21 protein-coding genes are annotated in these 23,369 nt (G+C 69.6%); 15 read left to right on the forward strand and 6 right to left on the reverse strand.

Translation table 11 applies throughout. The features are described from left to right. Positions 1–11 precede the first annotated feature (11 nt). The 3 genes from ACFXC1_RS11530 to ACFXC1_RS11540 are packed head-to-tail and all read left to right on the forward strand — an operon-like array spanning position 12 to position 1,408. Positions 12–443 (forward strand): roadblock/LC7 domain-containing protein, encoded by a 432-nt coding sequence (locus ACFXC1_RS11530; RefSeq protein ID WP_019071426.1) that lies wholly within the window; start codon positions 12–14, stop codon positions 441–443. Between the two features lies 1 nt (position 444). Then, entirely contained in the window at positions 445–804 is a 360-nt protein-coding gene (locus tag ACFXC1_RS11535; protein ID WP_381241642.1) for a DUF742 domain-containing protein, read from the forward strand. Then, the gene (locus ACFXC1_RS11540; RefSeq protein ID WP_359606042.1) at positions 791–1,408 is read left to right on the forward strand and encodes a GTP-binding protein; all 618 of its coding nucleotides are present in this window, start codon (positions 791–793) and stop codon (positions 1,406–1,408) included. The genes ACFXC1_RS11535 and ACFXC1_RS11540 overlap by 14 nt, the downstream gene beginning before the upstream one ends. Here ACFXC1_RS11540 and ACFXC1_RS11545 read toward each other — a convergent pair. Both ACFXC1_RS11545 and ACFXC1_RS11550 read right to left on the reverse strand, forming a co-directional pair. Continuing rightward, positions 1,389–2,897, reverse strand: coding sequence for a M81 family metallopeptidase (locus ACFXC1_RS11545; RefSeq protein WP_381241644.1), 1,509 nt, complete (start codon positions 2,895–2,897; stop codon positions 1,389–1,391). The genes ACFXC1_RS11540 and ACFXC1_RS11545 overlap by 20 nt on opposite strands. An 81-nt stretch (positions 2,898–2,978) precedes the next feature. Beyond that, positions 2,979–4,178, reverse strand: coding sequence for an ROK family transcriptional regulator (locus ACFXC1_RS11550; RefSeq protein WP_381241646.1), 1,200 nt, complete (start codon positions 4,176–4,178; stop codon positions 2,979–2,981). A 180-nt stretch (positions 4,179–4,358) separates the two neighbouring features. Between ACFXC1_RS11550 and ACFXC1_RS11555 the strand changes: the two genes are divergently transcribed. From ACFXC1_RS11555 to ACFXC1_RS11580, 6 genes are all read left to right on the forward strand, one after another. Then, positions 4,359–6,116, forward strand: a complete 1,758-nt coding sequence (locus ACFXC1_RS11555) for a peptide ABC transporter substrate-binding protein (protein ID WP_381241647.1) — start codon at positions 4,359–4,361, stop codon at positions 6,114–6,116. Between the two features lie 3 nt (positions 6,117–6,119). Beyond that, positions 6,120–7,079 (forward strand): ABC transporter permease, encoded by a 960-nt coding sequence (locus tag ACFXC1_RS11560; protein ID WP_381241649.1) that lies wholly within the window; start codon positions 6,120–6,122, stop codon positions 7,077–7,079. Between the two features lie 26 nt (positions 7,080–7,105). Then, positions 7,106–7,978: an ABC transporter permease gene (locus tag ACFXC1_RS11565; protein WP_381241923.1), complete on the forward strand. Its 873-nt coding sequence runs from the start codon at positions 7,106–7,108 to the stop codon at positions 7,976–7,978. Next, on the forward strand, positions 7,975–9,630 hold the full coding sequence (locus ACFXC1_RS11570; RefSeq protein WP_381241651.1) for a dipeptide ABC transporter ATP-binding protein: 1,656 nt from the start codon (positions 7,975–7,977) through the stop codon (positions 9,628–9,630). The genes ACFXC1_RS11565 and ACFXC1_RS11570 overlap by 4 nt, the downstream gene beginning before the upstream one ends. Continuing rightward, positions 9,627–10,562: an ROK family protein gene (locus ACFXC1_RS11575; protein WP_381241653.1), complete on the forward strand. Its 936-nt coding sequence runs from the start codon at positions 9,627–9,629 to the stop codon at positions 10,560–10,562. The genes ACFXC1_RS11570 and ACFXC1_RS11575 overlap by 4 nt, the downstream gene beginning before the upstream one ends. A 143-nt stretch (positions 10,563–10,705) precedes the next feature. Then, positions 10,706–12,103, forward strand: a complete 1,398-nt coding sequence (locus ACFXC1_RS11580; RefSeq protein WP_381241654.1) for a glycoside hydrolase family 43 protein — start codon at positions 10,706–10,708, stop codon at positions 12,101–12,103. 56 nt (positions 12,104–12,159) lie between these two features. Here the strand turns inward: ACFXC1_RS11580 and ACFXC1_RS11585 are convergent, their stop codons facing one another. Then, positions 12,160–13,122, reverse strand: a complete 963-nt coding sequence (locus tag ACFXC1_RS11585; RefSeq protein WP_381241656.1) for an ABC transporter substrate-binding protein — start codon at positions 13,120–13,122, stop codon at positions 12,160–12,162. Positions 13,123–13,486: 364 nt separating this feature from the next. Between ACFXC1_RS11585 and ACFXC1_RS11590 the strand changes: the two genes are divergently transcribed. From ACFXC1_RS11590 to ACFXC1_RS11605, 4 genes are read left to right on the forward strand one after another with little or no spacing between them, the layout of a single operon-like run. Continuing rightward, positions 13,487–15,979, forward strand: a complete 2,493-nt coding sequence (locus tag ACFXC1_RS11590) for an ATP-binding protein (protein WP_381241658.1) — start codon at positions 13,487–13,489, stop codon at positions 15,977–15,979. Next, positions 15,976–16,452: a roadblock/LC7 domain-containing protein gene (locus ACFXC1_RS11595; RefSeq protein WP_381241660.1), complete on the forward strand. Its 477-nt coding sequence runs from the start codon at positions 15,976–15,978 to the stop codon at positions 16,450–16,452. The genes ACFXC1_RS11590 and ACFXC1_RS11595 overlap by 4 nt, the downstream gene beginning before the upstream one ends. A gap of 36 nt (positions 16,453–16,488) precedes the next feature. Next, complete coding sequence (locus ACFXC1_RS11600) at positions 16,489–16,944, forward strand: DUF742 domain-containing protein (RefSeq protein WP_019071412.1); 456 nt, start codon at positions 16,489–16,491, stop codon at positions 16,942–16,944. Beyond that, positions 16,931–17,530, forward strand: coding sequence for a GTP-binding protein (locus tag ACFXC1_RS11605; RefSeq protein WP_093629786.1), 600 nt, complete (start codon positions 16,931–16,933; stop codon positions 17,528–17,530). The genes ACFXC1_RS11600 and ACFXC1_RS11605 overlap by 14 nt, the downstream gene beginning before the upstream one ends. 60 nt (positions 17,531–17,590) lie before the next feature. Here ACFXC1_RS11605 and ACFXC1_RS11610 read toward each other — a convergent pair whose 3' ends face one another. Genes ACFXC1_RS11610 through ACFXC1_RS11620 form a run of 3 tightly spaced genes read right to left on the reverse strand, consistent with a single transcriptional unit; the run spans position 17,591 to position 20,078 of the window. After that, entirely contained in the window at positions 17,591–18,259 is a 669-nt protein-coding gene (locus ACFXC1_RS11610; protein ID WP_093629785.1) for an ABC transporter permease, read from the reverse strand. Continuing rightward, positions 18,256–18,951: an ABC transporter permease gene (locus ACFXC1_RS11615; protein WP_381241663.1), complete on the reverse strand. Its 696-nt coding sequence runs from the start codon at positions 18,949–18,951 to the stop codon at positions 18,256–18,258. The genes ACFXC1_RS11610 and ACFXC1_RS11615 overlap by 4 nt, the downstream gene beginning before the upstream one ends. Then, entirely contained in the window at positions 18,948–20,078 is a 1,131-nt protein-coding gene (locus ACFXC1_RS11620; RefSeq protein WP_381241665.1) for an ABC transporter ATP-binding protein, read from the reverse strand. The genes ACFXC1_RS11615 and ACFXC1_RS11620 overlap by 4 nt, the downstream gene beginning before the upstream one ends. A 244-nt stretch (positions 20,079–20,322) precedes the next feature. On the opposite strand from ACFXC1_RS11620, the gene ACFXC1_RS11625 reads away from it, so the two are divergent. After that, positions 20,323–21,165, forward strand: a complete 843-nt coding sequence (locus tag ACFXC1_RS11625) for a dolichyl-phosphate beta-glucosyltransferase (protein ID WP_381241667.1) — start codon at positions 20,323–20,325, stop codon at positions 21,163–21,165. Continuing rightward, the gene (locus ACFXC1_RS11630; RefSeq protein ID WP_381241669.1) at positions 21,162–23,231 is read left to right on the forward strand and encodes an ArnT family glycosyltransferase; all 2,070 of its coding nucleotides are present in this window, start codon (positions 21,162–21,164) and stop codon (positions 23,229–23,231) included. Before ACFXC1_RS11625 ends, ACFXC1_RS11630 begins: the two co-directional genes overlap by 4 nt. The last annotated feature ends 138 nt before the right edge of the window (positions 23,232–23,369 follow it).

The following is a 23,369-nucleotide window of genomic DNA, read 5'->3' on the forward strand; positions in this document are numbered from 1 at the left end:
AGGACTCCGCCATGACACGTCCCGTGCCCGCCACGCACACCCAACTCGACCAGTTGCTCACCGGACTCGTGGACCGGGTGGCCGAGGTGAACCAGGCCGTCGTGCTGTCCGAGGACGGCCTCGTCGTCAGCAAGTCCACCGGGTTCCTGCGCGACGACGCCGAGCGGCTCGCGGCCACCGCGTCCGGGCTGATGAGCCTCAGCAAGGGGGTCAGCATGGACTTTCGCGGCGGTCCGGTGCGCCAGGCGCTGATCGAGATGGCGAACAGCTATCTCATCCTCACCTCGGCGGGACCCGGCGCCCACCTGGTCGTGCTGACCGGTCCGGGCGCGGACGTCGGGGTCGTGGCCTACCAGATGAACATGCTGGTGAAGAAGATAGGCGAGCATCTCAGCGCCGCGCCGAGGGCCAACGTCGGCCCCGCGGCCGGCTCCGGCGAGTGAGGTGAGCGGTGGCGACGCGGCGGGACGGCTGGTACGACCGTTCACGCTGACCGGTGGCAGAACCCGGCCCAGCCGCGCCGATTTCACCCTCATCACCACGGTCACCGCGGTCGACCCGCCGCCCTCGCGGGCACCCCGGCCGCAGCCGGAGCAGTCCCGCATCCTGCGGCTGTGCGCGGAGCCGCTGGCGGTGGCGGAGGTCGCGGCGCTTGTCGACCTTCCGGTGAGCGTGGTAGTGATCATGCTCTGCGACCTGCTGGAGGCGGGCCTGATCACGGCCCGTCCGCCGCACCCGGTCTCCCGTACCAGCCCGGACATGGACCTGCTGCAGAAAGTGAGGGAGGGCCTTGGCCGGCTCTGACACCATCGCTCCGGCACCCGCGCCGCCCGAGACGGTCAAGATCCTGATCGCGGGGGGCTTCGGCGTCGGCAAGACCACCATGGTCGGTTCGGTGAGCGAGATCGCGCCGCTGCGCACCGAGGAACCGCTCACCTCGGCGAGCCTCGCCGTCGACGACCTCGACGGCATCGAGGAGAAACGGGCCACCACCGTGGCCCTGGACTTCGGCCGCATCACCATAGGCCAGGACCTGGTGCTGTACCTGTTCGGCACCCCCGGCCAACAGCGCTTCTGGTTCATGTGGAACGACCTGGCGCTCGGCGCGCTCGGCGCGGTGGTCCTGATCGACGTGCGCCGCCCCAAGTCCAGCTTCGCGGCCGTCGACTTCTTCGAACGCCGGGGCATCCCCTTCGTGGTCGGCGTGAACGGCTTCTACGGCGAGCACCCGTACCCGGCGGAGGCGGTCCGCGACGCGCTGGCGCTCCCGGAGGACGTCCGGGTGCTGCTGTGCGACGCCCGCGAGCGCGACTCGTGCCGGAACGTACTGATCGCGCTGCTGGACCAGTTGATCGAGGCGGCCATCGAGGACGGCGGGGGCGGCAGGCTCACTCGTCCGCCCCGCTGAGCGGTTCGTCCGAGGAGGCGATGATCCGGGCCGTGAGGTCCGGCTCCGCCATGTCCCGGTCGAAGGGGAACAGCGGCCGCCGGATCCGGTGATGACCGAGCCGGACCAGGTCCTGGTCGACCCCGCCCGGGGTGAGGGCCATTTTCCAGTTCGCGGCCATGGCGAACAGCTCGGGTTCCAGATAGCCGATCTTCACGAGCACGAGATCGGCCGCGCGCGGCGTCAACTCCAGGTCGGTGAAGTCGTGTTCGTGGTGGTAGGGCTTCCGCAGCCGGGTCAGGATCACGTACACGCTGCCGACCCGCAGCACCACCTCGGTCTCGGCGTCCCGGTCGCCGTGGCGGACGGAGTGCACGACACCGGTGAGGGTCAGCGGGGGCGCGTGACGGTCGTCGACCTCCGCGCCCGCCGTGACGGTCACGGTGGCCCCGATGCCGGCTTCTACGGCCGTGTCCACGGCGGCCGGTCCCGGCAGCGACGCGTAGATGACCGTAGGGCCGGTCCGATCCTTGAACTCCGGGCGTTCCAGGACCTGTTGGAGACCCCAGGTGACATCGCCCGCCCCGCCCGCGGTCGGGTTGTCGCCGGTGTCACTGATGAAGTACGGGCGGGCGGTGGCGGCGAGGGCCTCGTCGAGGCACTCGGTCAGGGTGCCGGTGGGGGCGACGAACGCGAAGTCGTCGCGGGCCTCCCAGAAGCCGCGCGCCAACTGCTCGGCGCCTGCGGTGACTTGGGGCGCGGACTGGCCGGTGACGACCACCGCGGCACGGTTGCGGGGTTCGTCCGCCCAGGCGTAGCCGACCCAGATCGCCGCGTCGATGACGCCTTCCTTCGCCTCTACGTCTTCTACGGCCGCGTAGACGCTCTTCGCCGGTTCGATACGGGTGGAGGTCTGCTCGCCCGCGAGGAGTACGGGGACCGGGATCCAGGCCTTGACCGGGCGGGGGGCGCCGCTCTTCAGGAGTTCTACGAGGTTGCGGGCGGCGCGTTCCTTGGTGTCCATGGCGTCCTCGTGCGGGGCCATGCGGTAGCAGGTGATCAGGTCGGTGGCGTGGACCAGTTCGCGGGAGACGTTGCCGTGGAGGTCCATGGAGGTCGATACGAGTGTGTGCGGGCCGATGGTTTCCCGGATGCGGGTGAGGAGTTGGGCCTCGGCGTCGTCCATGCCCTCTACTGTCATCGCGCCGTGGATGTCGTACCAGAGGCCGTCCAGGGGTCCCAACTCCCTTAGCCAGGAGATGAGTTCGTCGGAGAGGGCGGTGAAGGCGGTGGCCGTCACTGTGCCGCCGGGGAGGGCCTTGCCGACGAGGGCGCCCTGCCAGTCGGCGGCTTCCCTGAGGGGCGTGCCGGGGGCGAGGAAGGGGTAGCGGGTCAACACCTCGGGGCCGCGTTGGGGATGGAAGGCGGGGGCCTCCGTGCGGGCCGGGGAGAAGGTTGAGGATTCGATGCCGAGGCCTGCGATAGCGATTGTGGGGCGGGATGAGGGCATGGGGACTCCAGGTTGTGTGTTGGCTGCGGGTCCGTGGGGGCTGGTCGCGCAGTTCCCCTCGCCCCTGAAAGCGAAAGCAACTCATCGCGTCGCTGATTGGTCTGTGACCGTCTGGAGTGCCTGGGCCAGGGCCCGTTGGAGGGCGAACTGGCCTGCGCCCACGAGCCCTGCGTCCGCTCCCAAGCTGGCCCGTTCGATCACCAGATGTTCCGTCACCAACGGGTGGCAGCCCTCGTAGAGTTGGCTGCGGACCGCCGCGACGAACGGTTCCAGAGTGGAGAGGATGCCGCCCAGATACACGGCGTCCGGGTTGAAGAAGTTGACGTTGGCGGCGAGGACTTGGCCCAGGTAGCGGCCGGCCTGGCGGACCGCTCGGGTTGCCTCGGGGTGGGCGTCGGTGGCGAGGCGTACGACGTCCTCGGTGGACGTCACGTCGAGGCCGTGGCCGCGCAGGATGCGGACCAGGGCGGCACCCGAGGCGACCGTCTCCAGGCAGCCGGTGTTGCCGCAGGAGCAGGGGATGTCGTGGGCCGCCTCGACGCGGACGTGGGTGATCTCGCCCGCCGCGCCGGTGCCGCCGCGGTAGAGGCGACCGTCGGCGATCACGCCGGCGCCGATCGCGGTGCCCGTCTTGACCATGATCGACTGACGGCGTTCGGCGGGCTGCACGGTGTGCTCGCCCACGGCCATGCAGTTGGCGTCGTTCTCGATGGCGGCCGGGACGCCGAACCGGTCCTCCAGCCACGCACGGACGGGGAACCGGTTCCAGCCGGGCATCCGGGACGGGAGGGTCACGACACCGCCCGCGACGTCGACCGGGCCCGGCAGCGAGAGTCCGACCCCGCGCAGCAGCTCCGGCCCGCGTCGCTCGGCGAGGCCCTGGAGGGTGTCGGCGAGGCCCGGCAGCGCGGCCTCGGGACCGTCAGCCGTGGGGAAGGGCACGGTGGACACGTCGGTGAGCCCTCCGCCGGGGAGTACGACCCCCACATGCGCGTGCTTGCCGCCCAGTTCGGCCGCGACCGCGAAGCCGTCGCTGCCGCCCAGCCGGAGTACCTTGCGCGGTCGGCCGCCGGTGGAGGAGCGCGTGCCGTGCTCGGCGACCAGGCCCAGGGACACCAGCTGGCCCACCGCGAGGGAGATCGTCGAGGGCGCGGCGCCCAGCAGTTCGGCGAGGTCGGTGCGGGTCGCGGCCTGCCCGGAGGCGAGGAGTTCGAGGACGTGCTCGGCCAGTGAGGAGACGCCCGAGGTGCTCTTCCGGCGATGGGCACTTTTTTCAGGCATGGAGGAAGTTACTTCCGGATCGGCGATCGAGGCGACGAGCGTAAGTCACCCGCATGCCCTGTGTGCTTTCTCCAGAACGGCAGTAACAGGCTTTTTACAGCGGCACGCCTGTTTCTTCGCCCACGGGGGTCGTTGACTGTCCTCACTCCCGCCTCCGCCCCTCTTTTTCCGAGGAGAACCATGTCCCCTGTCCGCAAGAGACTCCTCGCCGGTGCCTCCCTGACCACGGCCTCGCTGCTGCTCGCGGGCTGTTCCGGGTCGAGCGGTACGTCGTCCTCCGGGTCGCGCGACGCCATCAACTACGCGCTGCCCGCGAACTTCACCCCGAACTGGATCCTCCCGATCGGCACCGCGGCCCACCTCAACACCAACAACATCTCCATCGCGAACGCGCTGTGGGAGCCGCTGATCGCCTACGACGGCTCGACCGGGACCATGGGCTGGAACAAGAAGGGCTCGGTGGCGACCGCGGCGGACTTCGCGGCCGACAACAAGAGCGTCACGATCACCCTCGGCGAGCGGCAGTGGAGCGACGGGAAGCCGATCACCTCCGCCGACGTGAAGTTCTGGTTCGACCTCATCAAGGCGAACAAGGCGCAGTGGGCGGGCTACAACCCGGGCAAGGCGCCGGACAACTGGACGTCCTTCAAGACCGTCGACGCCCACCACTTCACGATCACCTTCGACAAGGCCTACAACCCGCAGTGGATGCTGGCCAACGAGCTGAGTTCCATCAACCCGCTCCCCCAGCACGTGTGGGACAGGGCCGGGGACGCCAAGAAGGACTGGACGTACCTCAACAGCGCGGCGAAGAACATCAACGGGTACGCCACCAACGCCCTGTGGAAGACGGTCAGCGGCCCGTACACCGTGAAGTCCTTCTCCACGGCAGGCAAGGTCGTCCTGGCCGCCAACCCGAAGTACGACGGCGGCGAGAAGGCCGGCATCCCCACCGTGAACCTCCTCCCGTTCACGACGGCGGACGCCGAGAAGAACGCGCTGCGCTCCGGGACCGTCGACTACGGCTACATCGAGGCGACCGACCTCGACCAGAAGGACAGTTTCACCGCGCGGGGTTACACCGTGAAGCCGTGGTCGGGCTGGGCGATCACCTACATGCCGTACAACTTCAACAACCCTTCCATGGGCGCCGTGTTCAAGCAGCTCTACGCCCGGCAGGCCGTGCAGCGGTCGATCGACCAGACCACTCTGGCGAAGGTCATCTTCAACGGGACGGCGGTGCCCGGGTACGGGCCGGTTCCGCAGGCGCAGACCTCGTCGTTCCTGTCGGCCACGCAGAAGAGCGACCCGTATCCGTTCTCGACCTCGGCCGCCAAGTCTCTGTTGAGCAGCCATGGTTGGAGTGAGCAGGGCGGGGTCATGACCTGCACCAGCCCCGGCACCGGCGCCGCCCAGTGCGGTGCAGGGGTCACCAAGGGGACGAAGTTCCAGATGCAGGTGCTGTCGCAGTCCGGTTCGACGGTGACCGACAACATGATGAGCGCGATCCAGTCCTCGCTCGCGAAGACCGGCATCAAGTTCTCCATCAAGACCGCGCCGGTCAACTCCGTGCTGTCGCAGACCCCGCAGTGCACGGCCTCGCAGTCGATCTGCAAGTGGCAGCTGTCCTACTTCGGTACGGCGGGCAGCTGGTACTTCCCTGCCTTCCCGACCGGTGACTCGCTCTTCCAGACGAAGGGCGGCGCGAACTTCGGCAACTACTCCAACGCCGAGGTCGACAAGCTCATCTCCGCGTCCACCACGTCGAGTTCGACGCAGGCGGTCCAGGAGTACAGCGCGGCCCTCGCCAAGGATCTGCCGGTGATCTGGCTGCCGGAGCCCGACTACCAGATCTCCGTCGTCAAGAACGGCCTCGGCGGCTTCTCGCAGGACCCGCTCGCCAACTTCCACCCGGCACAGTGGAAGTGGACCGGCTGAGGCATGGACACCCTCCTGTATCTGACCCGGCGGATCGCCCAGGCGCTGGTCGTCATCCTCATCGTGACGGTCGTGGTCTTCGGTCTGCTGCACGCGCTGCCCGGGGGTCCCGCGCGCGGGATCCTCGGCCCGCAGGCCACACCCCAGCAGATCACTCTCTTCAACCACGACCAGGGGCTCGACCGGCCGCTGCCCGTCCAATACCTGTACTACCTGAGGCAGTTGCTGCACGGGGACCTCGGAACGTCGTACACCCTCAACGAGGCGGTGTCCCAGCTCATCGAGCAACGGCTGCCGAAGACGCTGGTGTTGACCGTGCTGTCGGCGGTTGTCGGGCTGCTGCTCGCCCTTCCGCTGGGCATGTGGCAGGCCGTGCGGCGGAACAAGCCGGCCGACTACGTCATCACCACGTTGAGCTTTGTGGCGTACTCGACTCCCGTGTACTTCCTGGGACTTGTGCTGGTGATGGTCTTCACGCAGGTCGTGCGGTGGTTTCCGTCGCAGGCGCCGCAGGGGGACACGGTTGCTCAAGTCTTCACGGATCCGGTGGCGTTGGTGCTGCCCGTGGTGACGGGGGCGGCTTCGATGGTCGCCGTGTTCAGTCGGTACATGCGGGCGGCGACGCTGGAGAACCTGTCCGAGGACTATGTGCGGACGGCTCGGGCGGGGGGTTCGCGACAGCCGGCGATTCTCTTCAGGCATGTGTTCCGGAACTCGTTGACTCCGGTGATCGCGATGCTGGGGTACTACGTGCCGGTGCTGTTCGGGGGTGCGCTGGTTGTCGAGCAGCTCTTCAACTACCCCGGGATGGGGCTGTTGTTCTGGAGTGCGGCTCAGTCGTCCGACTATCCGGTGTTGCTGGGGTGTGTGCTCGTCATCTCCGTCGCGACTGTGGTGGGGACGCTGCTCGCGGATGTTGTGCAGCGGGTTGTTGATCCTCGCGTCAAGGGGGGTCTGGCGTGAGTGTTCAGAGTGCGGGTCGGTGGAGGCTGGTCGCGCCCCGCGGCGGAGCCGCAAATCGAAACAGCCCCGCGCCCCTGAGAGCGCGCTTCGCGCGCAACAAGCTGGCCGTTGCCGGGATCATCGTAGTTGCCCTCTTTTTTCTGTTCTGCTTCCTCGGGCCGCTTCTCTACTCCACCGATCAGACCCACACCGACCTCACGCAGGTCAACCTCTCGCCCAGCGGGGCCCATTGGCTCGGTACGGACGCCGTCGGGCATGACGAGCTGGGACGGCTCATGTACGGCGGGAAGGTCTCGTTGCTCGTCGGGCTCGCGGCCGGAGTTCTTGCCACCGTGATCGGGACGCTCTGGGGGTCTGTCGCCGGGTATGCGGGTGGGTGGGTCGACGCCGTCATGATGCGGGTCGTGGACGCCGGGATCGCCATTCCCGCGCTGTTCATTCTGCTGGTCGTGTCCGCCATCACCACACCCGGCGTGCCCGGTCTGATCGTCATCCTCGGGCTGGTGTCCTGGCTCGTGCCCTCGCGGCTCGTGCGGGCGGAGACGCTGACCTTGAAGCGGCGGGACTACGTGCTGACGCTGCGGGCCATCGGCGGTGGCCACGGGCGGGCCATCGCCCGGCACATCCTGCCCAACTCGGTGTCGACGATCGTCGTCGCGGCCACCTTCCAGGTCGCCGACGCGATTCTGCTCGTGGCCTATGTGTCCTATCTGGGGCTGGGAGTCCAGCCGCCGGCGACCGACTGGGGCGGCATGCTCTCGGCCGGGCTGACGGCCGCCTACTCGGGACGCTGGTGGCTGATCGTGCCGCCGGGTCTCGCCATCATCCTCGTCGTGTGCGCGTTCAACGCGATCGGTGACGGACTGCGGGACGCCTTCGACGTAAAGGGACGCGGATGAACAACATCCTGGAGATGGAGAATCTGGGCGTCACCTTCTCGACGCAGAGCGGTGACGTGCCCGCCGTGCGCGGGGTTTCGTTGCGGGTGGCGCCCGGCGAGACGCTGGCCCTGGTGGGTGAGTCCGGGTCGGGGAAGTCGACCGTGGCGCTCGCCGCCCTCGGGCTGCTGCCGGGCAACGCCCGTGCCTCCGGGGGTGTTTCGGTCGGCGGTACGGATGTGGTCGGCGCCGGTGAGGCCGAACTCGCGCGACTGCGTGGGCGTACCGCCTCGATGGTGTTCCAGGAGCCTGCCACCGCGCTCGATCCGCTGACCCGAATCGGCAGGCAGATAGCGGAAGTTGTGCGGAATCACCGGGACGTGTCGCGGCAGGGGGCGGCTGCCGAGGCCGTCGAGCTGCTGCGCAGGGTCGGTATTCCCGATCCCGAGCGGCGGGCCTCCGCGTTTCCGTTCCAGCTGTCCGGCGGGCAGCGGCAGCGGGTCGTCATCGCCATGGCCATCGCCAACTCGCCCGGGCTGCTGGTGGCGGACGAGCCGACCACCGCGCTCGATGTCACCGTGCAGGCCGAAATCCTCGATCTGCTGCGGGCGTTGGCCGTGGACTCGGGTACGGGCGTGCTGCTGGTCACGCACAACATGGGAGTCGTCGCCGACTTCGCCGACCGGGTCGCCGTGATGCTGGAGGGGGAGATCGTGGAGACGGGGGCGGTGGAGGACGTGCTGTTGCGGCCCACGCACGAGTACACGCGGCGGCTGCTGGAGGCTGTGCCCAGGCTGGCGGTGAGCGGGGACGGGAGTGCCGTGCGGGAGGAGACCCCCGAGGGGGCGCCCGTCGTCGAACTCCGGGGTGTGGGTGTGCGGTTCGGGCGGGGGCCGCGTGCCGTGCGGGCGCTGGACGAGGTGTCGCTGACCGTGCGGGCCGGGGAGACGGTGGGGCTCGTCGGTGAGTCCGGGTCGGGGAAGTCGACCGCCGCGCGGGTGGCACTGGGGTTGGTCGCGCCGGAGTCCGGGGACGTCTCGCTCTTCGGGACCGATCTGCGCAAGGCGCGGGGGCGGGCGCGGCGGGCCTTGCTGGCCGGGGTCGGTGTGGTGCTTCAGGATCCGGTGGCTTCGCTGGACGCGCGGATGAGTGTCGCGGAGTGTGTGGCCGAGCCGTTGCGGGTGCACCGGCGGGGCATGGGGGCCGTCGAGCGGCGGGAGCGGGTTGCCGAGGTGCTCGAACTGGTGCGGCTGCCGAGGGAGTTGGCGCGGCGTGGGCCGCGTGAGCTGTCCGGTGGGCAGCGGCAGCGGGTGAGTCTCGCGCGGGCGCTGGTGCTCGAACCCCGGCTGCTGGTCGCGGACGAGCCGACGAGTGCGCTGGACGTGAGTGTGCAGCGCACCGTGCTGGAGGTGATCGCCGAGTTGCAGGCGGAGCTCGGGTTCGCGTGTCTCTTCGTGTCGCACGACCTGGCCGTGGTGCAGCGGTTCGCGGGGCGGGTCGTCGTGATGCGGGGCGGGCGGGTCGAGGAACAGGGGGCGACCATGAGCACCTTGCTGCACCCGGAGACCGACTACACGCGCCGGCTCATCGCCGCCGTGCCCGTGCCCGATCCGGTGGTCCAACGGGAGCGCAGAGAACGCCGGGTGGCGTCGGGGACGGAGGCCGGCGCGTGAGCGAGGCTCACCAGGTGATCGCCGGTGTCGACATCGGCGGGACCACCACTCAGGTCGTGCTGTGCACGGACCGGCTCGATGTGCTGGACCGGGCGGAGGTGCCGACCCCGGCGAGCGAGGGCGGGGCGGCGATGGTCGGCGCCGCGCTCTCCGCGCTGCGGCTGCTGCTGGGCCGTACACCCGCCCGGTTGCTCGGGGTCGGGGTCGGTGCGGCCGGGCTCGTCGATGTGCGGGCCGGGCGGATCCTGGTGGCGAGCGACTCGTTCCGCGACTGGGCCGGGTTCGAGGTGACGGCGGCTGTCCGACAGGCCTTGGCCGTACCGGCGTTCCTCGACAACGACGTCAACGCGTTTCTGCGCGGGGAGGTCGCGAGGGGAGCCGTCGTGGGAGAGGAGAACGTGCTCGGGATGACGCTCGGCACCGGGGTGGGTGGCGCGCTGTGGCTGAATGGCGCCCTTTACGACGGGCCGCGCGGTGCCGCCGGCGAGATCGGTCATGTGCCGGGGTTCGGCGAGCTGCCGTGCACGTGCGGTGGGCGGGGGCATCTGGAGACGCTGGCGTCCGGGCGGTCGATCGCGGCGCGGTACAGGGAGCGGACGGGGGTGGACCGTACCGCCCGCGCGGTTGCCGAGGCGGCCCTCGGCGGCGACCCGGACGCGCTCGCCGTGTACCGGGACGCGGGCCGGGGTGTGGCCCGTGCGCTGCTGATCACGGCGGGGCTGCTGGATGTCACGACGTGTGTGATCGGCGGGGGTGTCAGCCGGTCGTGGGCGCTGCTCGGGTCGGCCGTGCGGGAGACGCTGGCGCTGGAGCCGCCTGTGAGCGGTCACCCGGTGCGGGTGCTGCCGGCCCGGCTGGGCGGTGACGCGGTGGCGGTCGGGGCGGCGGCCAGGGCGCGGACTGAACTGCTGATCCACACAGGGGGCTCGTAGCGGATGGCTACGTGAACGACGAGAACCGGCCAAGCACGACCGTGTGATTGACGCGCACACGCCCCATCCCTACCTTCTGATCGGTTTACCGAACTGTGTTCGCAATACCGAACATTGGGCCGCTCGTCACCCCTGGAGAACACATGGCCGTCCCTCCCCTCCCCCACCCCTCCCGCCGCCTCTTCCTCGGCATGGCCGCGACCGTCCCTCTCGCGGCCACCGGCGCGCTCACGCTCGGCGCCGGCAGCGCGCGGGCGGCGACCAACTCGGCTCATGTCATGTGCTACTTCACCGAGTCGCCGACGTTCCTCGGCGCCGACTACGGCCTGCACCTGGCCGTCAGCCTCGACGGTCTGCAGTGGACCCCGCTGAACCAGAACGCCCCCGTCGCCACCCCGACCGCCGGCTCCCTCGGCCTGCGCGACCCCTTCATCCTGCGCAAACAGGACGGCACCTTCGTGGTCCTCGCGACCGACCTCAACGGCACCGACTGGTCGTACGTCAGCCAGTACATCCACGTCTGGGACTCCACCGATCTGCGTACCTTCACCGGCTACCGGCGGATGAAGGTGCACAGCCTGGACACCCACGCGTGGGCTCCCGAGTCGTTCTGGGACGCGGGGCGCGGGCAGTACGGGGTGATCTACTCGGCCGTCAACGACAGCGGCCACAACGTCATCATGGTCAACTACACGAGCGACTTCGTGACCGCCGGGGATCCACAGGTGTTCTTCGACCCCGGCTACGACGTCATCGACGGCGACCTCGCGGTGGGCGTGAACGGGGTCAACTACCTCTACTTCAAGAAGAATTCGACGCTGGTCGGCGCGAAGTCCACGTCACTGGACCCGGGCAGCTTCACCGAGTTCAGCACGGCGGTCTCGCACAACGGCACCGAGGCGCCGACCCTGGTCAAGTCCCTTGCGTCCAGCTCGACTTGGTACCTCTGGGGGGACACCTGGGACCCCAACGGCGTCTTCTACGCCTGGCAGTCCAGCAGCCTCGCCGCCGGCACCTGGACGGCCGTCGACCAGAAGCTGTACACCCAGCCGCTCAACTCCAAGCACTGCGGCATCCAGCCGATCACCGCCGCCGAGTACAACAACCTCGTGGCGAAGTGGGGCACGCCCGCCTGGAACCGGCTCAAGTCCTACAACTACCCGGCCCGTTACGTCCGGCACTCCAACTTCGTCGGGCGGATCGACGAGTACGCCTTCGACCCGTACACCGACTCGCAGTGGACGCTGGTGCCGGGCCTCGCGGACAGCGCGGGAGTGTCCTTCCAGTCGGTCAACTACCCGACCCGGTATCTGCGGCACTACAACTACGCGCTCCAACTCGACGTGAACGACGGCACGTCGACGTTCGCCGGGGACGCCACGTTCTACCGGACCGCGGGGCTCGCCGACTCCTCCTGGGCGTCGTTCCGGTCGTACAACAATCCGACGCGGTACATCCGCCACTCCAACTACGTCCTGCGCATCGACCCGATCTCGACGGCCACCGACCAGCAGGACGCGACCTTCCACGTCGGGTACTGAGCACGACGCGGGTGCCTCCCGGAGAATGGAGGCACCCGCGTCCGCGGCGGAACGGGTCAGCTCAGGCCGGCCGTCTTCAGCCAGGCCTTCGCGACGTCCAGCGGGTCCTTGTTCTGCGAGCCCACCTGGGTGTCGAGGTCCAGCAGGGTCGCCGTGTCGAGCTTCGCGGAGACCGCGTTGAGGGCGGCGACACCGGCGGCGGAGAGGCCGCTCTTGTACACCAGGGGCTGCACGTTCTCGAAGCCGAAGAGCCGCTTCGGGTCCTGGAGCGTGACGTGCTTCTCCTTGGTGATGGTCGGGTCCGTGCTGAAGAGGTCCGCCGCCTGCACGGTGTTCTTCTTCAGCGCGGCGGCCGTCAGCGGGCCGCCCGCGTCCAGCGCCTTGAAGGACTTGAACTCCAGGCCGTAGACGGACTTCAGGCCCACCAGGCCCTGCTGCCGGGTCTGGAACTCCGGCGAGGCGCCGATGACCAGGTCCTTGGCGATGGACTTGAGGTCACTGATGCTGGAGTCGCCCGTGAGGTTGTACTTCTTCGCAGTCTCCGCGTTGAGGGTGACCGTGTCCTTGTCCTCGGCGGCGGCCGGGTCCAGCAGCGTCAGCTTGGAGTCCAGCTTGGCGTTGATCGCGGCCGTGGTCGCGGCCAGGGTCGCCGGGGCGGCCTTCGGGTCGAGGTAGGCCAACAGGGCGCCGTTGTACTCGGGCAGCACCGTGATGGAGCCGTTCTTGAGCAGGCCGTACGTGGTCTCACGGCTGCCGATGTTCGGCTTGTAAGTGACCTTGACGCCCTTGGCCTTGAGGGCCTCGCCGTAGATGTCGGCGATCAGGATGCTCTCGGCGAAGTTGTTCGAGCCGACGACGACCGTGTCGCCGCTGGCCTTGCCGTCGGAGAGGGGGTTGTCGGACTTGCTGTCGGAGGACGAACCACATCCCGTGACAAGCGCAGCCGTGGCGGCGAGGGCGATGGCCGCCGCGCCGGGGTACCTAGTGCTGGACCAGCTGTTCTTCGCTTTAGAAGTCACAATTCCCGTTCCGGGGTTGGATGTTGGCACAGGCGTGCAGGCATGGCTGTGGCGTCCACGCGCGGGGCGTGAATGCCGCACTCCGCTGATCCAATCCAGCCGGTTCTTGGTCAGTCAAGAGAACTCTGGTCACCGATTGGCCTCAATGAGTGCCCAGTTGTGAAGGGAACGTAAACAGACCGGTCACGAACACAGGCGCTTTGTAATTGATTCTTGACGTAGCGCGACGCACTTGATCGTTCAAAGAGGCGGTAGTCTCCCGGGAGTTGGCATCGGTCACAGCGGTGTGCGGGGGCCGCTTCGATCAAAAACAGTCACGTGTATCGCTGCGCGTACCGTGACAACACCCCACGAAGGAGGCCTGGTGTCCATACGGGGCTTCGCAGACCGTTGGCCCTTCAGGCGCAAGCTCAATCTGCTCGTCGGCGTGCCGCTCGCGGTGGTCGCGGTGCTGCTGGCGTATCTCATCACCGATGAGGTCGGGCAGTCGACGGACGCGAGCGACGCGGCCCAGCTGGTGCGGGACAGCGGCCAGGTCGCCGAGCTGGTGAACCTTGTGGAGGCGGAGCACCAGCAGGCCATCCTGCTGTCCGTCCGCTTCGAGGCCACCAACGACGGCGGCACGCCCTCGCAGAGTGCCTACCGCAAGGCCCAGCAGGCCGTGGACCAGCAGGTCGAGAAGGTGCGCGACACCTTCGGCGACCGGCTGCCGGCCGGCGAGGCGCAGGCGCTCAGGGAGATCAACGGCCTGCAGACGCTGCGCAACACGGTCACCCAGAGCTATCTGCCCGCCGACAACATCGACCCGGCGTACACCAGCGCCTCGGACGGTCTGATCGACGGGCTCGACCTGGAGCACAACGCGAACCTCGCCACCACCTTCACCGGCAACCTGCTGGACTCCGTACTGCGGGCCGATGCCGCCCACAGCTCGTTCGAGACCAGCGTGTTCTCGGCGACGACCGGTGACAGCAACGCGCTCATCGAGTTCACCAGCGCCGTCGGCTCCTACGACCTGTACACCTACCAGGCCGCCCGCTTCGCCCGGTTCGCCACCGAGACCCAGGCCGACCAGCTGTCCGGCATCGAGCACACCGTCCCGCAGCGGGAGATCGCCACGGCGTACGCCGAGCTGCAGATCGACCCGAGCGGGCTGCAGGCCGAGTCGCCCGGCGCGGTCCGCAAGGCGTTCGCGGACGCCATGAGCGACTACCCCTCCTACCCGCAGCAGGCCGAGGCCCGGCTGAAGATCACCAGTTCGCTGATCGGCCAGATCGCCACCCGTGCCGACGACGCGTCCAGCTCCGCCTCCTGGCGCGCCGGACTGCTGCTGAGCCTCTCGCTGCTCGGCTTCGTGCTGTGGCTCGCCTTCGTGGTAATCGTGCGCCGCTCGGTGGTCCGCCCGGTGCAGGCCCTCACGGGCGCCGCCAAGCAGGTCGCCGAGGTCGCCGGCCGCGAACTGGCCCGCGTGGCCGACGACGACGCCGAGGACGACGGTCCGCCGATGCTGCGGGACATGCCGGTCACCGCGAAGGACGAGATCGGCGACCTCGCCGAGGCCTTCAACCATGTGCAGACCACGGCCGCCGCGCTGCTGGCCCGCCAGGTCGTCAGCCGCCGCAACGTCGCCGAGATGTTCGGCAACGTCGGCCGCCGCGTCAGCAACCTGACGACCCGTCAACTCGCCCTGATCGACGCGGTGGAGCGCGGCGAGACCGACCCGGCGCTCCTCGAACGCCTCTACTCCATCGACCACATCGCCGTCCGCCTGCGCCGCAACGCGGACAGTCTGATGCTGCTCGCCGGCATCCGCGAGACCGTGCTCGACGGCGGACCCACCGAACTCACCAACGTCGTACGGGCCGCGCTCGGCCAGATCGAGGGCTTCCAGCGGGTGAGTCTGCGGGCCGACACCGAGATCATGGTGGAGCCCGACATCATCGGCGACCTCACGCTGATGGTGGCCGAACTCCTGGAGAACGCGGTCTCGTTCTCCCCCGCGGGCAGCCCCGTCGAGGTGGTCGTCCGCACCGACGGCGACGACGCGCTGATCGTCGTGGCCGACCACGGGCTCGGGATGAGCGCCGACCGCATCGCCGAGGAGAACGCCCGGCTGATCCGCCGCGAGCGGCTCGACCTGGTGCCGACGAAGGTGCTCGGCCTGTTCGTGGTCGGTACGCTGGCCCGCCGCTGGGACATCGACGTCACGCTGGCCCGCACCCCGGGCGGCGGTGTGACGGCCGAGGTGACCATCCCGGCGACGCTGCTGCTGCGCATGAGCGCGCTGGCATCCGGCGGTTCGGCGGAAGGTCACTCGGGGCCCGACAAGGCGCTCGCGCCCGCCGGGCCGGGGGCCGTCGACTCCGGGGAGGACCAGCGCCGTCCGGCTCCCTCCTGGGCCGCCTCGGACTCCGGGCCGCGCCCGTCGATCACCCTGAGCAGACCCGAGCCGGCCGTGCCCGAGCACGTGCGTGCCGAGGACGAGCCCGCCCCGCTCCCGCGCCGGGTCTCCCGGTACGAGACGGTGACGGCGGCCGCCGCGGCTCCCCCGCCCGTCACCCACCACGCCCCGGCGGACGAGTCCGCCGCCTTCGACACCGCCCCAGGAGGCTCCCGCCCCCTGCGCCGGCGGGTCAAGGGCGCCACCCTTCGTACGGGCGCCGACGACGCCGCCCAGCAAGCCGCCAGGCAGGCCCCCCGGCCCGCCGACGCGGACGCCGTCCGCTCGGCCCTCGAAGAGTTCGAGGCAGCCGTGGAGCAGGCCAACCGGGACAGCGACACCCTCTCGGGCCTGCGCCTCACGGACGGGCACCACCCGCACGACCGGAACAGTCTCCCGAAAGGAGCGGAGCAGTGAGTACGTCGACAGGTGAAACTCCCAGGGGAGGCACCACGCCGGCCGAACTGCAGGCAGCCGCGGCCGATTTCAACTGGCTGCTCAACCGTTTCGCGACGGAGACCGCGGGTGTCGTCGACGCCATCGCGGTGTCCTCCGACGGTCTGCTGATCGCCGTGGCGGAACTGCGCGAGAAGGCCCACTCCGAGCGGCTCGCGGCCATCGTCTCCGGCATCACCAGCCTGGCCGCCGGCGCCTCGGGCAACTACGGTCTCGGCGCCCTGAACAAGGTCATCATCGATCTCGAGGGCGGTCACGTCCTCGTCTCCGCGATCGGCAGCGGTGCCGTCCTCGGCGTCGTCGCCGACAAGGAGGCCAAACTCGGCAACATCGCCTACGAGATGACGCTGTTCGCCAACCGTGCCGGTTCCGCGCTCAACCCGCAGCTGGTCCTCCAGCTGAAGAACAGCGTCGGCGTCATTTCGGCTCGGTGACCGGTCCCAGACCGGCCGAGAGAGGAACAGCCACTCATGCCCGACGGCCGCACGCCGAGCGGTGCCGGCGCCGACGGGGACACGCCCCCGGGTCGCGATCCGGTGCGCGCGCCCTCCGCCGTACGGCCGTTCCTGGTGACCGCCGGCCGGGTGGCGGGCGCGGGTGCGGCCGACTCCGGGCGGCCGATCCCGGTCGAGACCCAGGTGGTGGCGACGGCCGCCGGGCTCGACGTGCTCGACCGGCTCTCCTTCGAGCAGCACGACATCGTCGCCGCCTGCCGGCAGCCGCAGTCCCTCGCGGAGATCGCGGCCCGGCTGCGGCTGCACCTGAACGTGGTGCGGGTCCTCGCCGAGGACCTGCGGGCCGCCGGACAGCTGACGGTGCATGTGCCGAACACCGACATCACCCACGACGCAACCGTCCTGCGAAGGGTCATCGATGGCCTCCGCGCCATCCCCAACTCCCGGGGAGTACTCCGTGACACCGACTGAACCGGTCGCCCGCGGTGCGGCTGCGCAGACCGCCGTACGACCGCCGCTCCCGGTGAAGATGGTCGTCGCGGGTGGTTTCGGCGTGGGCAAGACCACCACAGTGGGCGCGATCTCCGAGATCGAGCCGCTGACCACCGAGGCCGCGATCACCGAGGTCGCGGCGGGCGTGGACGACCTGTCCCACACCCCGCGCAAGACCACCACCACGGTGGCGATGGACTTCGGCTGCATCACCATCGACCCGACCCTGAAGCTGTATCTGTTCGGTACGCCCGGGCAGGACCGGTTCGGCTTCATGTGGGACGACATCGTGGAGGGCGCGGTCGGCGGTCTCGTCATCGTCGACACCCGCCGGCTCGACGACTGCTACGCGGCCGTCGACTACTTCGAGCACAAGCAGATCCCGTTCGCGGTCGCCCTGAACGCCTTCGACGGCAAGATCGAGCACTCCCTGGACGAGGTCCGCTGGGCGCTCGACGTCAACGAGCGCGTCCCGGTGATCGCCTTCGACGCTCGGGAGCGCGGCTCGGTGCGGGACGCGCTGCTGGTCGTACTGGAGCTGGCGCTCGCACGCACGGAGGGCTGACGGAGGCAAGCGAAAGGGGGGAGGGCCTGAGCCCCTCCCCCCTTTCGCTTGCCAAGACGCTCAGTTGCTCCTGCGCACCCCCGGCGACACCGCGAGCCGGGCGATGCCCCAGAAGACCCCCAGCGTCACCAGGGCCATCCCGGCGACCAGGGTGGCACCGCCGACGACCTTCTCGTAGTTCTTCTGGTAGAGGCCGTCGATGATGTAGCGGCCGAGGCCGCCGAGGCTGACGTAGGCCGCGATGGTGGCCGTGGAGACGATCTGGATGGCCGCCGAGCGCAGGCCGCTGAGGATCAGCGGGAGCGCGACCGGCAGTTCCACCTGGAAGAGGATGTTCGTCTCGTTCATGCCCATGCCGCGGGCCGCGTCGACCGGGGACGGGTCGACGGAGCGCATCGCCTCGTACGTGGTGACCAGGATCGGCGGTACGGCGAGGACGACCAGCGGGATCATCACCGGGACCAGGCCGAAGCCGATCAGCACGAACATCAGCACCAGCAGACCGAAGCTGGGCAGCGCGCGGGCCGCGGTGGCGATGAGCGAGAGGGTGTTGCCGCCGCGTCCGGTGTGGCCGGTCAGCAGGCCCACAGGCAGGCCGATGGCGGCGGCGATGGCGAGCGCGATCAGCGAGTACTGGACGTGCTCGCGCAGCCGGGTGGGGATGCCGTCGTAGCCGTGCCAGTGGGTGCTGTCGCTGAAGAACAGGTTGATGTAGTGGAGTACGTTCACCGGGCTGCGTCCTCCAGTACGGGTTCGGCCACTACGGGCCGGGCCTTGCGGGTGCCGCGCGGCATCCAGGGCGTGAGGAGCAGGCGTACGGCGACCAGGACGGCGTCCACGACGATGGCGAGGACGGCGGTGGTGATCACGGAGAGCCAGATCAGCCGCGGCTGGTGGTAGATCTGGCCGTCGTTGAGCAGGTTGCCCAGCGCGCCCTGGTTGCCGATCAGCATGCCGACGCTGACGAGGGAGATGCTGGACACGGTCGCCACCCGCAGCCCGGCGATGATCGCGGGCACGGCGATCGGCAACTGCACCTGGAGGTAGCGGCGTACGGGCCCGAGGCCCATCGCGGTCGCCGCGTCCAGGGTCTCCTGCGGTACCGAGCGGACGCCGTCGACGATCGCCGGGACGAACACCACGAGGCTGTAGACGCCGAGCGGGATCATCACGGTGGTCTCGGTCTGGCCGGTGTAGTCGATGAGGACGACGAAGAAGGCCAGCGAGGGGATCGCGTAGAGCACGGTCGTCACCCACAGCACCGGCGGGTACAACCAGCGCAGCCGCACGCACAGTTGGGCGATGGGCAGCGCGACCACGAGGCCGACGAGGACCGGGATCACGGCCTCGCGCAGGTGCAGTCCGATCAGACCGAGGTAGCTGTTCTGGAGGTCGCTGGGGATGCGGAACCAGTCGTTCATCCGAGGACCTTCGTGCCCGTCCGCAGCGCCGCGTGCGCGCTGCGGATCGCCTCGCCCACGGCCTGCTGCGATACGACGCCCACGACCCGGCCGGTGTCGTCCACGCCGACCGCCCAGCCGGTGGGCGACAGCACGGAGCCGTCGAGCGCGGCGCGCAGCGAGTCCTTGCCGGCCGCGAACGGGCGGCCGTACGCGAGGAGTTGAGCCGTGTCGACCTCCCCGGCGGTCAGTGCGCCGGGCTCGCTCCAGCCGAGCGGCCTGCCGTCCAGGTCGGTGACGAGGAGGTAGGGCACGCCGGGTGTGGTGCGTTCGGCGATCTGCTCTGCGGTGGAGTCGACGGCGACGATCGGGGCGGTCTTGAGGTCGAGGCCGGCCGAGGAGAAGAAGGACAGGCGGCGGATGCCGCGGTCGGCGCCGAGGAAGTCCTCGACGAAGGCGTCCGCCGGGTCGGACAACAGCTCGGCGGGCGGGGCGAACTGGGCCAGCTTGCCGCCGGTGCGCAGCACCGCGACCATCGTGCCGAGCTTGATCGCCTCGTCGATGTCATGGGTGACGAAGACGATCGTCTTGCCCAACTCCTCCTGGAGGCGCAGGAGTTCGTCCTGCAACCCCTTGCGGACCACGGGGTCGACGGCGGAGAACGGCTCGTCCATCAGCAGCACCGGCGGGTCGGCGGCCAGCGCGCGGGCGACGCCGACGCGCTGCTGCTGGCCGCCGGAGAGCTGGTAGGGGTACCGCTTGGCGAGGGAGGCGTCGAGGCCCACCCGCTCCATGAGTTCGGTGGCCCGCGCCCTGGCCTTCTCCTTGCCCCAGCCGAGCATGCGCGGCACGGTCGCGATGTTGTCGACGATCGTGCGGTGCTGGAAGAGTCCGGCGTTCTGGATGACGTAACCCATGGACCGGCGCAGGGTGTTGACCGGCTGCTTGGTGATGTCCGCGCCGTCCAGGGAGATCGTGCCCTCGCTGAGGTCGACCATCCGGTTGATCATGCGCAGGGTCGTCGTCTTGCCACAGCCCGAGGGGCCGACGAGGACGGTGATCGAGCGGTCCGGTATGTCCAAGGACAACCGGTCGACCGCCACCGTGCCGTCCGGGTACCGCTTGGTGACTGAATCTATCCGTATCAAAGCGCCGAATACCCTTCGGATGTGGCAGAAACTGCCCGTTCCTGGCCGCTGTCTCAGGCCGTTGAGGGGAGAGTCTAGACGGCTTGTGTTGCGGGAACCTGGCGGGCACCTGAGGGGTTTCGGGTGCCGATTCCTGGGGGTTCGACGCGGATCGACTGTGCCCTTCCTGTGAGTCCGCTGATTCTCATCGGCCGTTCAGCGAAGGCACAGCAACGGCCCAGCCAGGGCCCGGATCGTCACGGTCATGAACGAACAGAACGCGGGAGGCGCCCGGCAGCGGTCGGTCGAGATCGTGGTGCCGGTCCACAACGAGGCGCACGTCCTCGCCGGCAGTGTCGGCCGTCTCCACGCATACCTCGAAACGTCCTTCCCGTTCCCGTTCACGATCACCGTGGCGGACAACGCGAGCACCGACGGCACCTGGCAGGCGGCGCTCGACCTCACCCAGCGGCTGCCGCACGTGCACGCCGTGCATCTCGACGCCAAGGGCCGGGGCCGCGCGCTGAAGCAGGTGTGGAGCGAGTCGGAGGCGGACGTCGTCGCGTACATGGACGTCGACCTGTCCACCGGCCTCGAAGGCTTCCTCCCCCTCGTCGCCCCGCTCCTTTCCGGCCACAGCGACGTGGCCATCGGCAGCCGCCTGCACCGGCAGTCGGCCGTACAGCGCGGCGCCAAGCGGGAGTTCATCTCCCGCTCCTACAACCTCCTCCTGAAGGCAGGCCTCGCGGCCTGCTTCTCGGACGCGCAGTGCGGCTTCAAGGCCGTCCGCACCGAGGTGTTCCGGGCGCTCGCCCCGCACATCGAGGACACCGCCTGGTTCTTCGACACCGAACTCCTCGTCCTCGCCCAGCGCAACAAGCTCCGTATCCACGAGGTCCCGGTCGACTGGATCGACGACCCCGACAGCCGCGTCGACATCGTCCGTACCGCCCTCGACGACCTCAAGGGCATGCGCCGCATGTTCAAGCAGAGCGTCACCGGCCGCGCCCGCATCGCCGCCGTACCCCGCCGTACCCGCACCACCACCCCTGTCCTGCCCGCTGGGGCACCGGCCACTTCCGCGGAACACCTGGAGTACGCGTCATGACGACCCTCGCCCCGCCCCCCGGTCAGGAGAGCACCCGCCGCTCGCATCGCGCGGGCCCGCCGGCCGACGGCGGCCTCAACTCCCGTGCCAGAAGGCTCTTCACGGGCCCGGAGGACGACCCGCGCTGGGCCCGCCCGGCCCTGTGGGGCATCCTGCTCCTGGCCACGGCGCTCTACGCCTGGAACCTGACCTCGATCACCGGCAACACCTTCTACGACGCCGCCGTCTACAGCGGCACCAAGAGCTGGAAGGCGTTCTTCTTCGGCGCGCTCGACTCCGGCAGCTTCATCACGGTCGACAAACCGCCGTTCGCCCTGTGGGTGATGGGCCTCTCCGCCCGCGTATTCGGTTATGGCACCTGGCAGTTGATGCTCCCGATGGTCGCCGCCGGCACCGGCTCGGTGGCCCTCCTGTACCGCAGCGTCAAGCGGGACTTCGGCGCGATCGCGGGCACCATCTCCGCACTGGTCCTCGCCCTCACCCCGATCACGGTCGCCATCACCCGCGACACCAACCCGGACCCGATCCTCGTCCTGCTGATGATGCTCGGCGCGGTGGCCCTCCTGAAGGCCGTCCGAAACGGCAGGTTGATGCCGCTGGTGTGGTCGGCGGTGGCGATCGGCTTCGCGTTCAACACCAAGATGATGCAGGCGTACGTCGTCCTGCCCGCGTTCTTCCTCGTCTACCTCTGGGCGACGAACGTCTCTCTCGGCAGGCGCATCCGCAACCTCGCCGTCGCCACCGTCGCGCTGGTCGTCTCCAGCGCCTGGTGGATGGTGATCGTCGACCTGATCCCCGCGTCCTCCCGCCCCTACATCGGCGGCTCCACCGACAACACGGTCTGGGACCTGGTCATCGGCTACAACGGCTTCGGTCGCATCTTCGGCGCCGGCTCCTCGGTCGGTTCGCAGGGCAACGGGGCTTCGTTCGGCGGCAGTTCGGGCCTGTACCGGATGTTCAACGAGATCATGGGCGGCCAGATCTCCTGGCTGATCCCGTTCGCGGCGGTCGCGCTGATCGCCGGTCTGGTGCTGCGGGGCCGCGCTCCCCGCACGGACGCCACGCGCGCGGCGCTGATGCTCTGGGGCGGCTGGTTCGTCCTCCACTTCCTGACCTTCTCGCTCGCCGAGGGCACCTTCCACCCGTACTACGTCACCGCCATGGCGCCCGGTATCGCGGCCCTGGCCGGTGCGGGCGGGGTGCTGCTGTACCGCGCCTTCCGTGAGGGCGCCGCGGCCAAGTGGGCCTGGGTGCTGCCGGTCGCGATCGCGGCCAGCACGGTGTGGGCGGTCGTCCTGCTCCAGCGGGTCTCCGGCTCCGGCACGGTCTACACGGTCGCGGAGATCGTGGTCGCGGTGGCGGGCATCGCCTCCGTACTCGGCCTGCTGGTCGGCCGGTTCACCCGGCGCCACCGTCTGATGGGCTTCGCGGCCCTGGCGGCGATCGTCGCCCTGCTCGCCGGTCCGGCGGCCTACTCGGTCTCGGCGGCGACCTCCTCGACCAACGGCACCAACCCGACGGCCGGTCCGAGCACCGGTGGCGGGATGGGCGGCGGTGGCGGTATGGGCGGCGCGCCGGGCGGCACCAACTCCGGTACGAAGCCGAGCGGTTCGGCTCCGTCCGGCACGCGGCCCTCGGGCAGCGGATCGGCGCCTTCGTCCTCGTCGTCCTCCTCGGAGTCCGGTTCCGAGTCCGGTACGCAGCCCACCGGTGGCGGGATGGGCGGCGGCACCCAGGTCTCCTCCGCGATGATCACGTACCTCAAGAAGCACCAGGACGGCGCCACTTGGCTGCTGGCGGTGTCCACCGACCAGACGGCGTCCTCGATCATCCTGGAGTCGGGACAGCCCGTGATCTCCATGGGCGGCTGGTCCGGCAGCGACAACGCGATGACCCTCGCCAAGCTCAAGAGCCTGGTCAAGTCGGGCAAGCTCCACTACATCATGGTCGGCAGCACCGGCGGCCAGGGCACCAACTCCGAGATCACGACCTGGGTCAAGGCACACGGCACGGCGGTCTCCGCCTACAGCGGCCTCTACCGTCTGGACGCGTCCGACGTCAGCTGATCCACTCCCCGAACCACACTTCCCGACAGGAAGGGGGGGGGGGGGGCGGGCGCGCCCCCCCCCGGGGGGGTGGAGGGGCGTGGGTGGCCGGATCACACCCCCCCCACCACCCGCGCCGACCACGCCCCCCACGCCCCG

It is taken from the genome of Streptomyces hokutonensis (assembly GCF_042751305.1).
Classification (GTDB): Bacteria; Actinomycetota; Actinomycetes; order Streptomycetales; family Streptomycetaceae; genus Streptomyces; species Streptomyces hokutonensis_A.

Coding starts and splice junctions, on each gene's coding strand:
- ACFXC1_RS11530 (WP_019071426.1), top strand. CDS start 12: ATGACACGTCCCGTGCCCGCCACGCACACCCAACTCGACCAGTTGCTC.
- ACFXC1_RS11545 (WP_381241644.1), bottom strand. CDS start 2,897: ATGCCCTCATCCCGCCCCACAATCGCTATCGCAGGCCTCGGCATCGAA.
- ACFXC1_RS11550 (WP_381241646.1), bottom strand. CDS start 4,178: ATGCCTGAAAAAAGTGCCCATCGCCGGAAGAGCACCTCGGGCGTCTCC.
- ACFXC1_RS11555 (WP_381241647.1), top strand. CDS start 4,359: ATGTCCCCTGTCCGCAAGAGACTCCTCGCCGGTGCCTCCCTGACCACG.
- ACFXC1_RS11560 (WP_381241649.1), top strand. CDS start 6,120: ATGGACACCCTCCTGTATCTGACCCGGCGGATCGCCCAGGCGCTGGTC.
- ACFXC1_RS11570 (WP_381241651.1), top strand. CDS start 7,975: ATGAACAACATCCTGGAGATGGAGAATCTGGGCGTCACCTTCTCGACG.
- ACFXC1_RS11580 (WP_381241654.1), top strand. CDS start 10,706: ATGGCCGTCCCTCCCCTCCCCCACCCCTCCCGCCGCCTCTTCCTCGGC.
- ACFXC1_RS11600 (WP_019071412.1), top strand. CDS start 16,489: ATGCCCGACGGCCGCACGCCGAGCGGTGCCGGCGCCGACGGGGACACG.
- ACFXC1_RS11615 (WP_381241663.1), bottom strand. CDS start 18,951: ATGAACGACTGGTTCCGCATCCCCAGCGACCTCCAGAACAGCTACCTC.
- ACFXC1_RS11625 (WP_381241667.1), top strand. CDS start 20,323: ATGAACGAACAGAACGCGGGAGGCGCCCGGCAGCGGTCGGTCGAGATC.
- ACFXC1_RS11630 (WP_381241669.1), top strand. CDS start 21,162: ATGACGACCCTCGCCCCGCCCCCCGGTCAGGAGAGCACCCGCCGCTCG.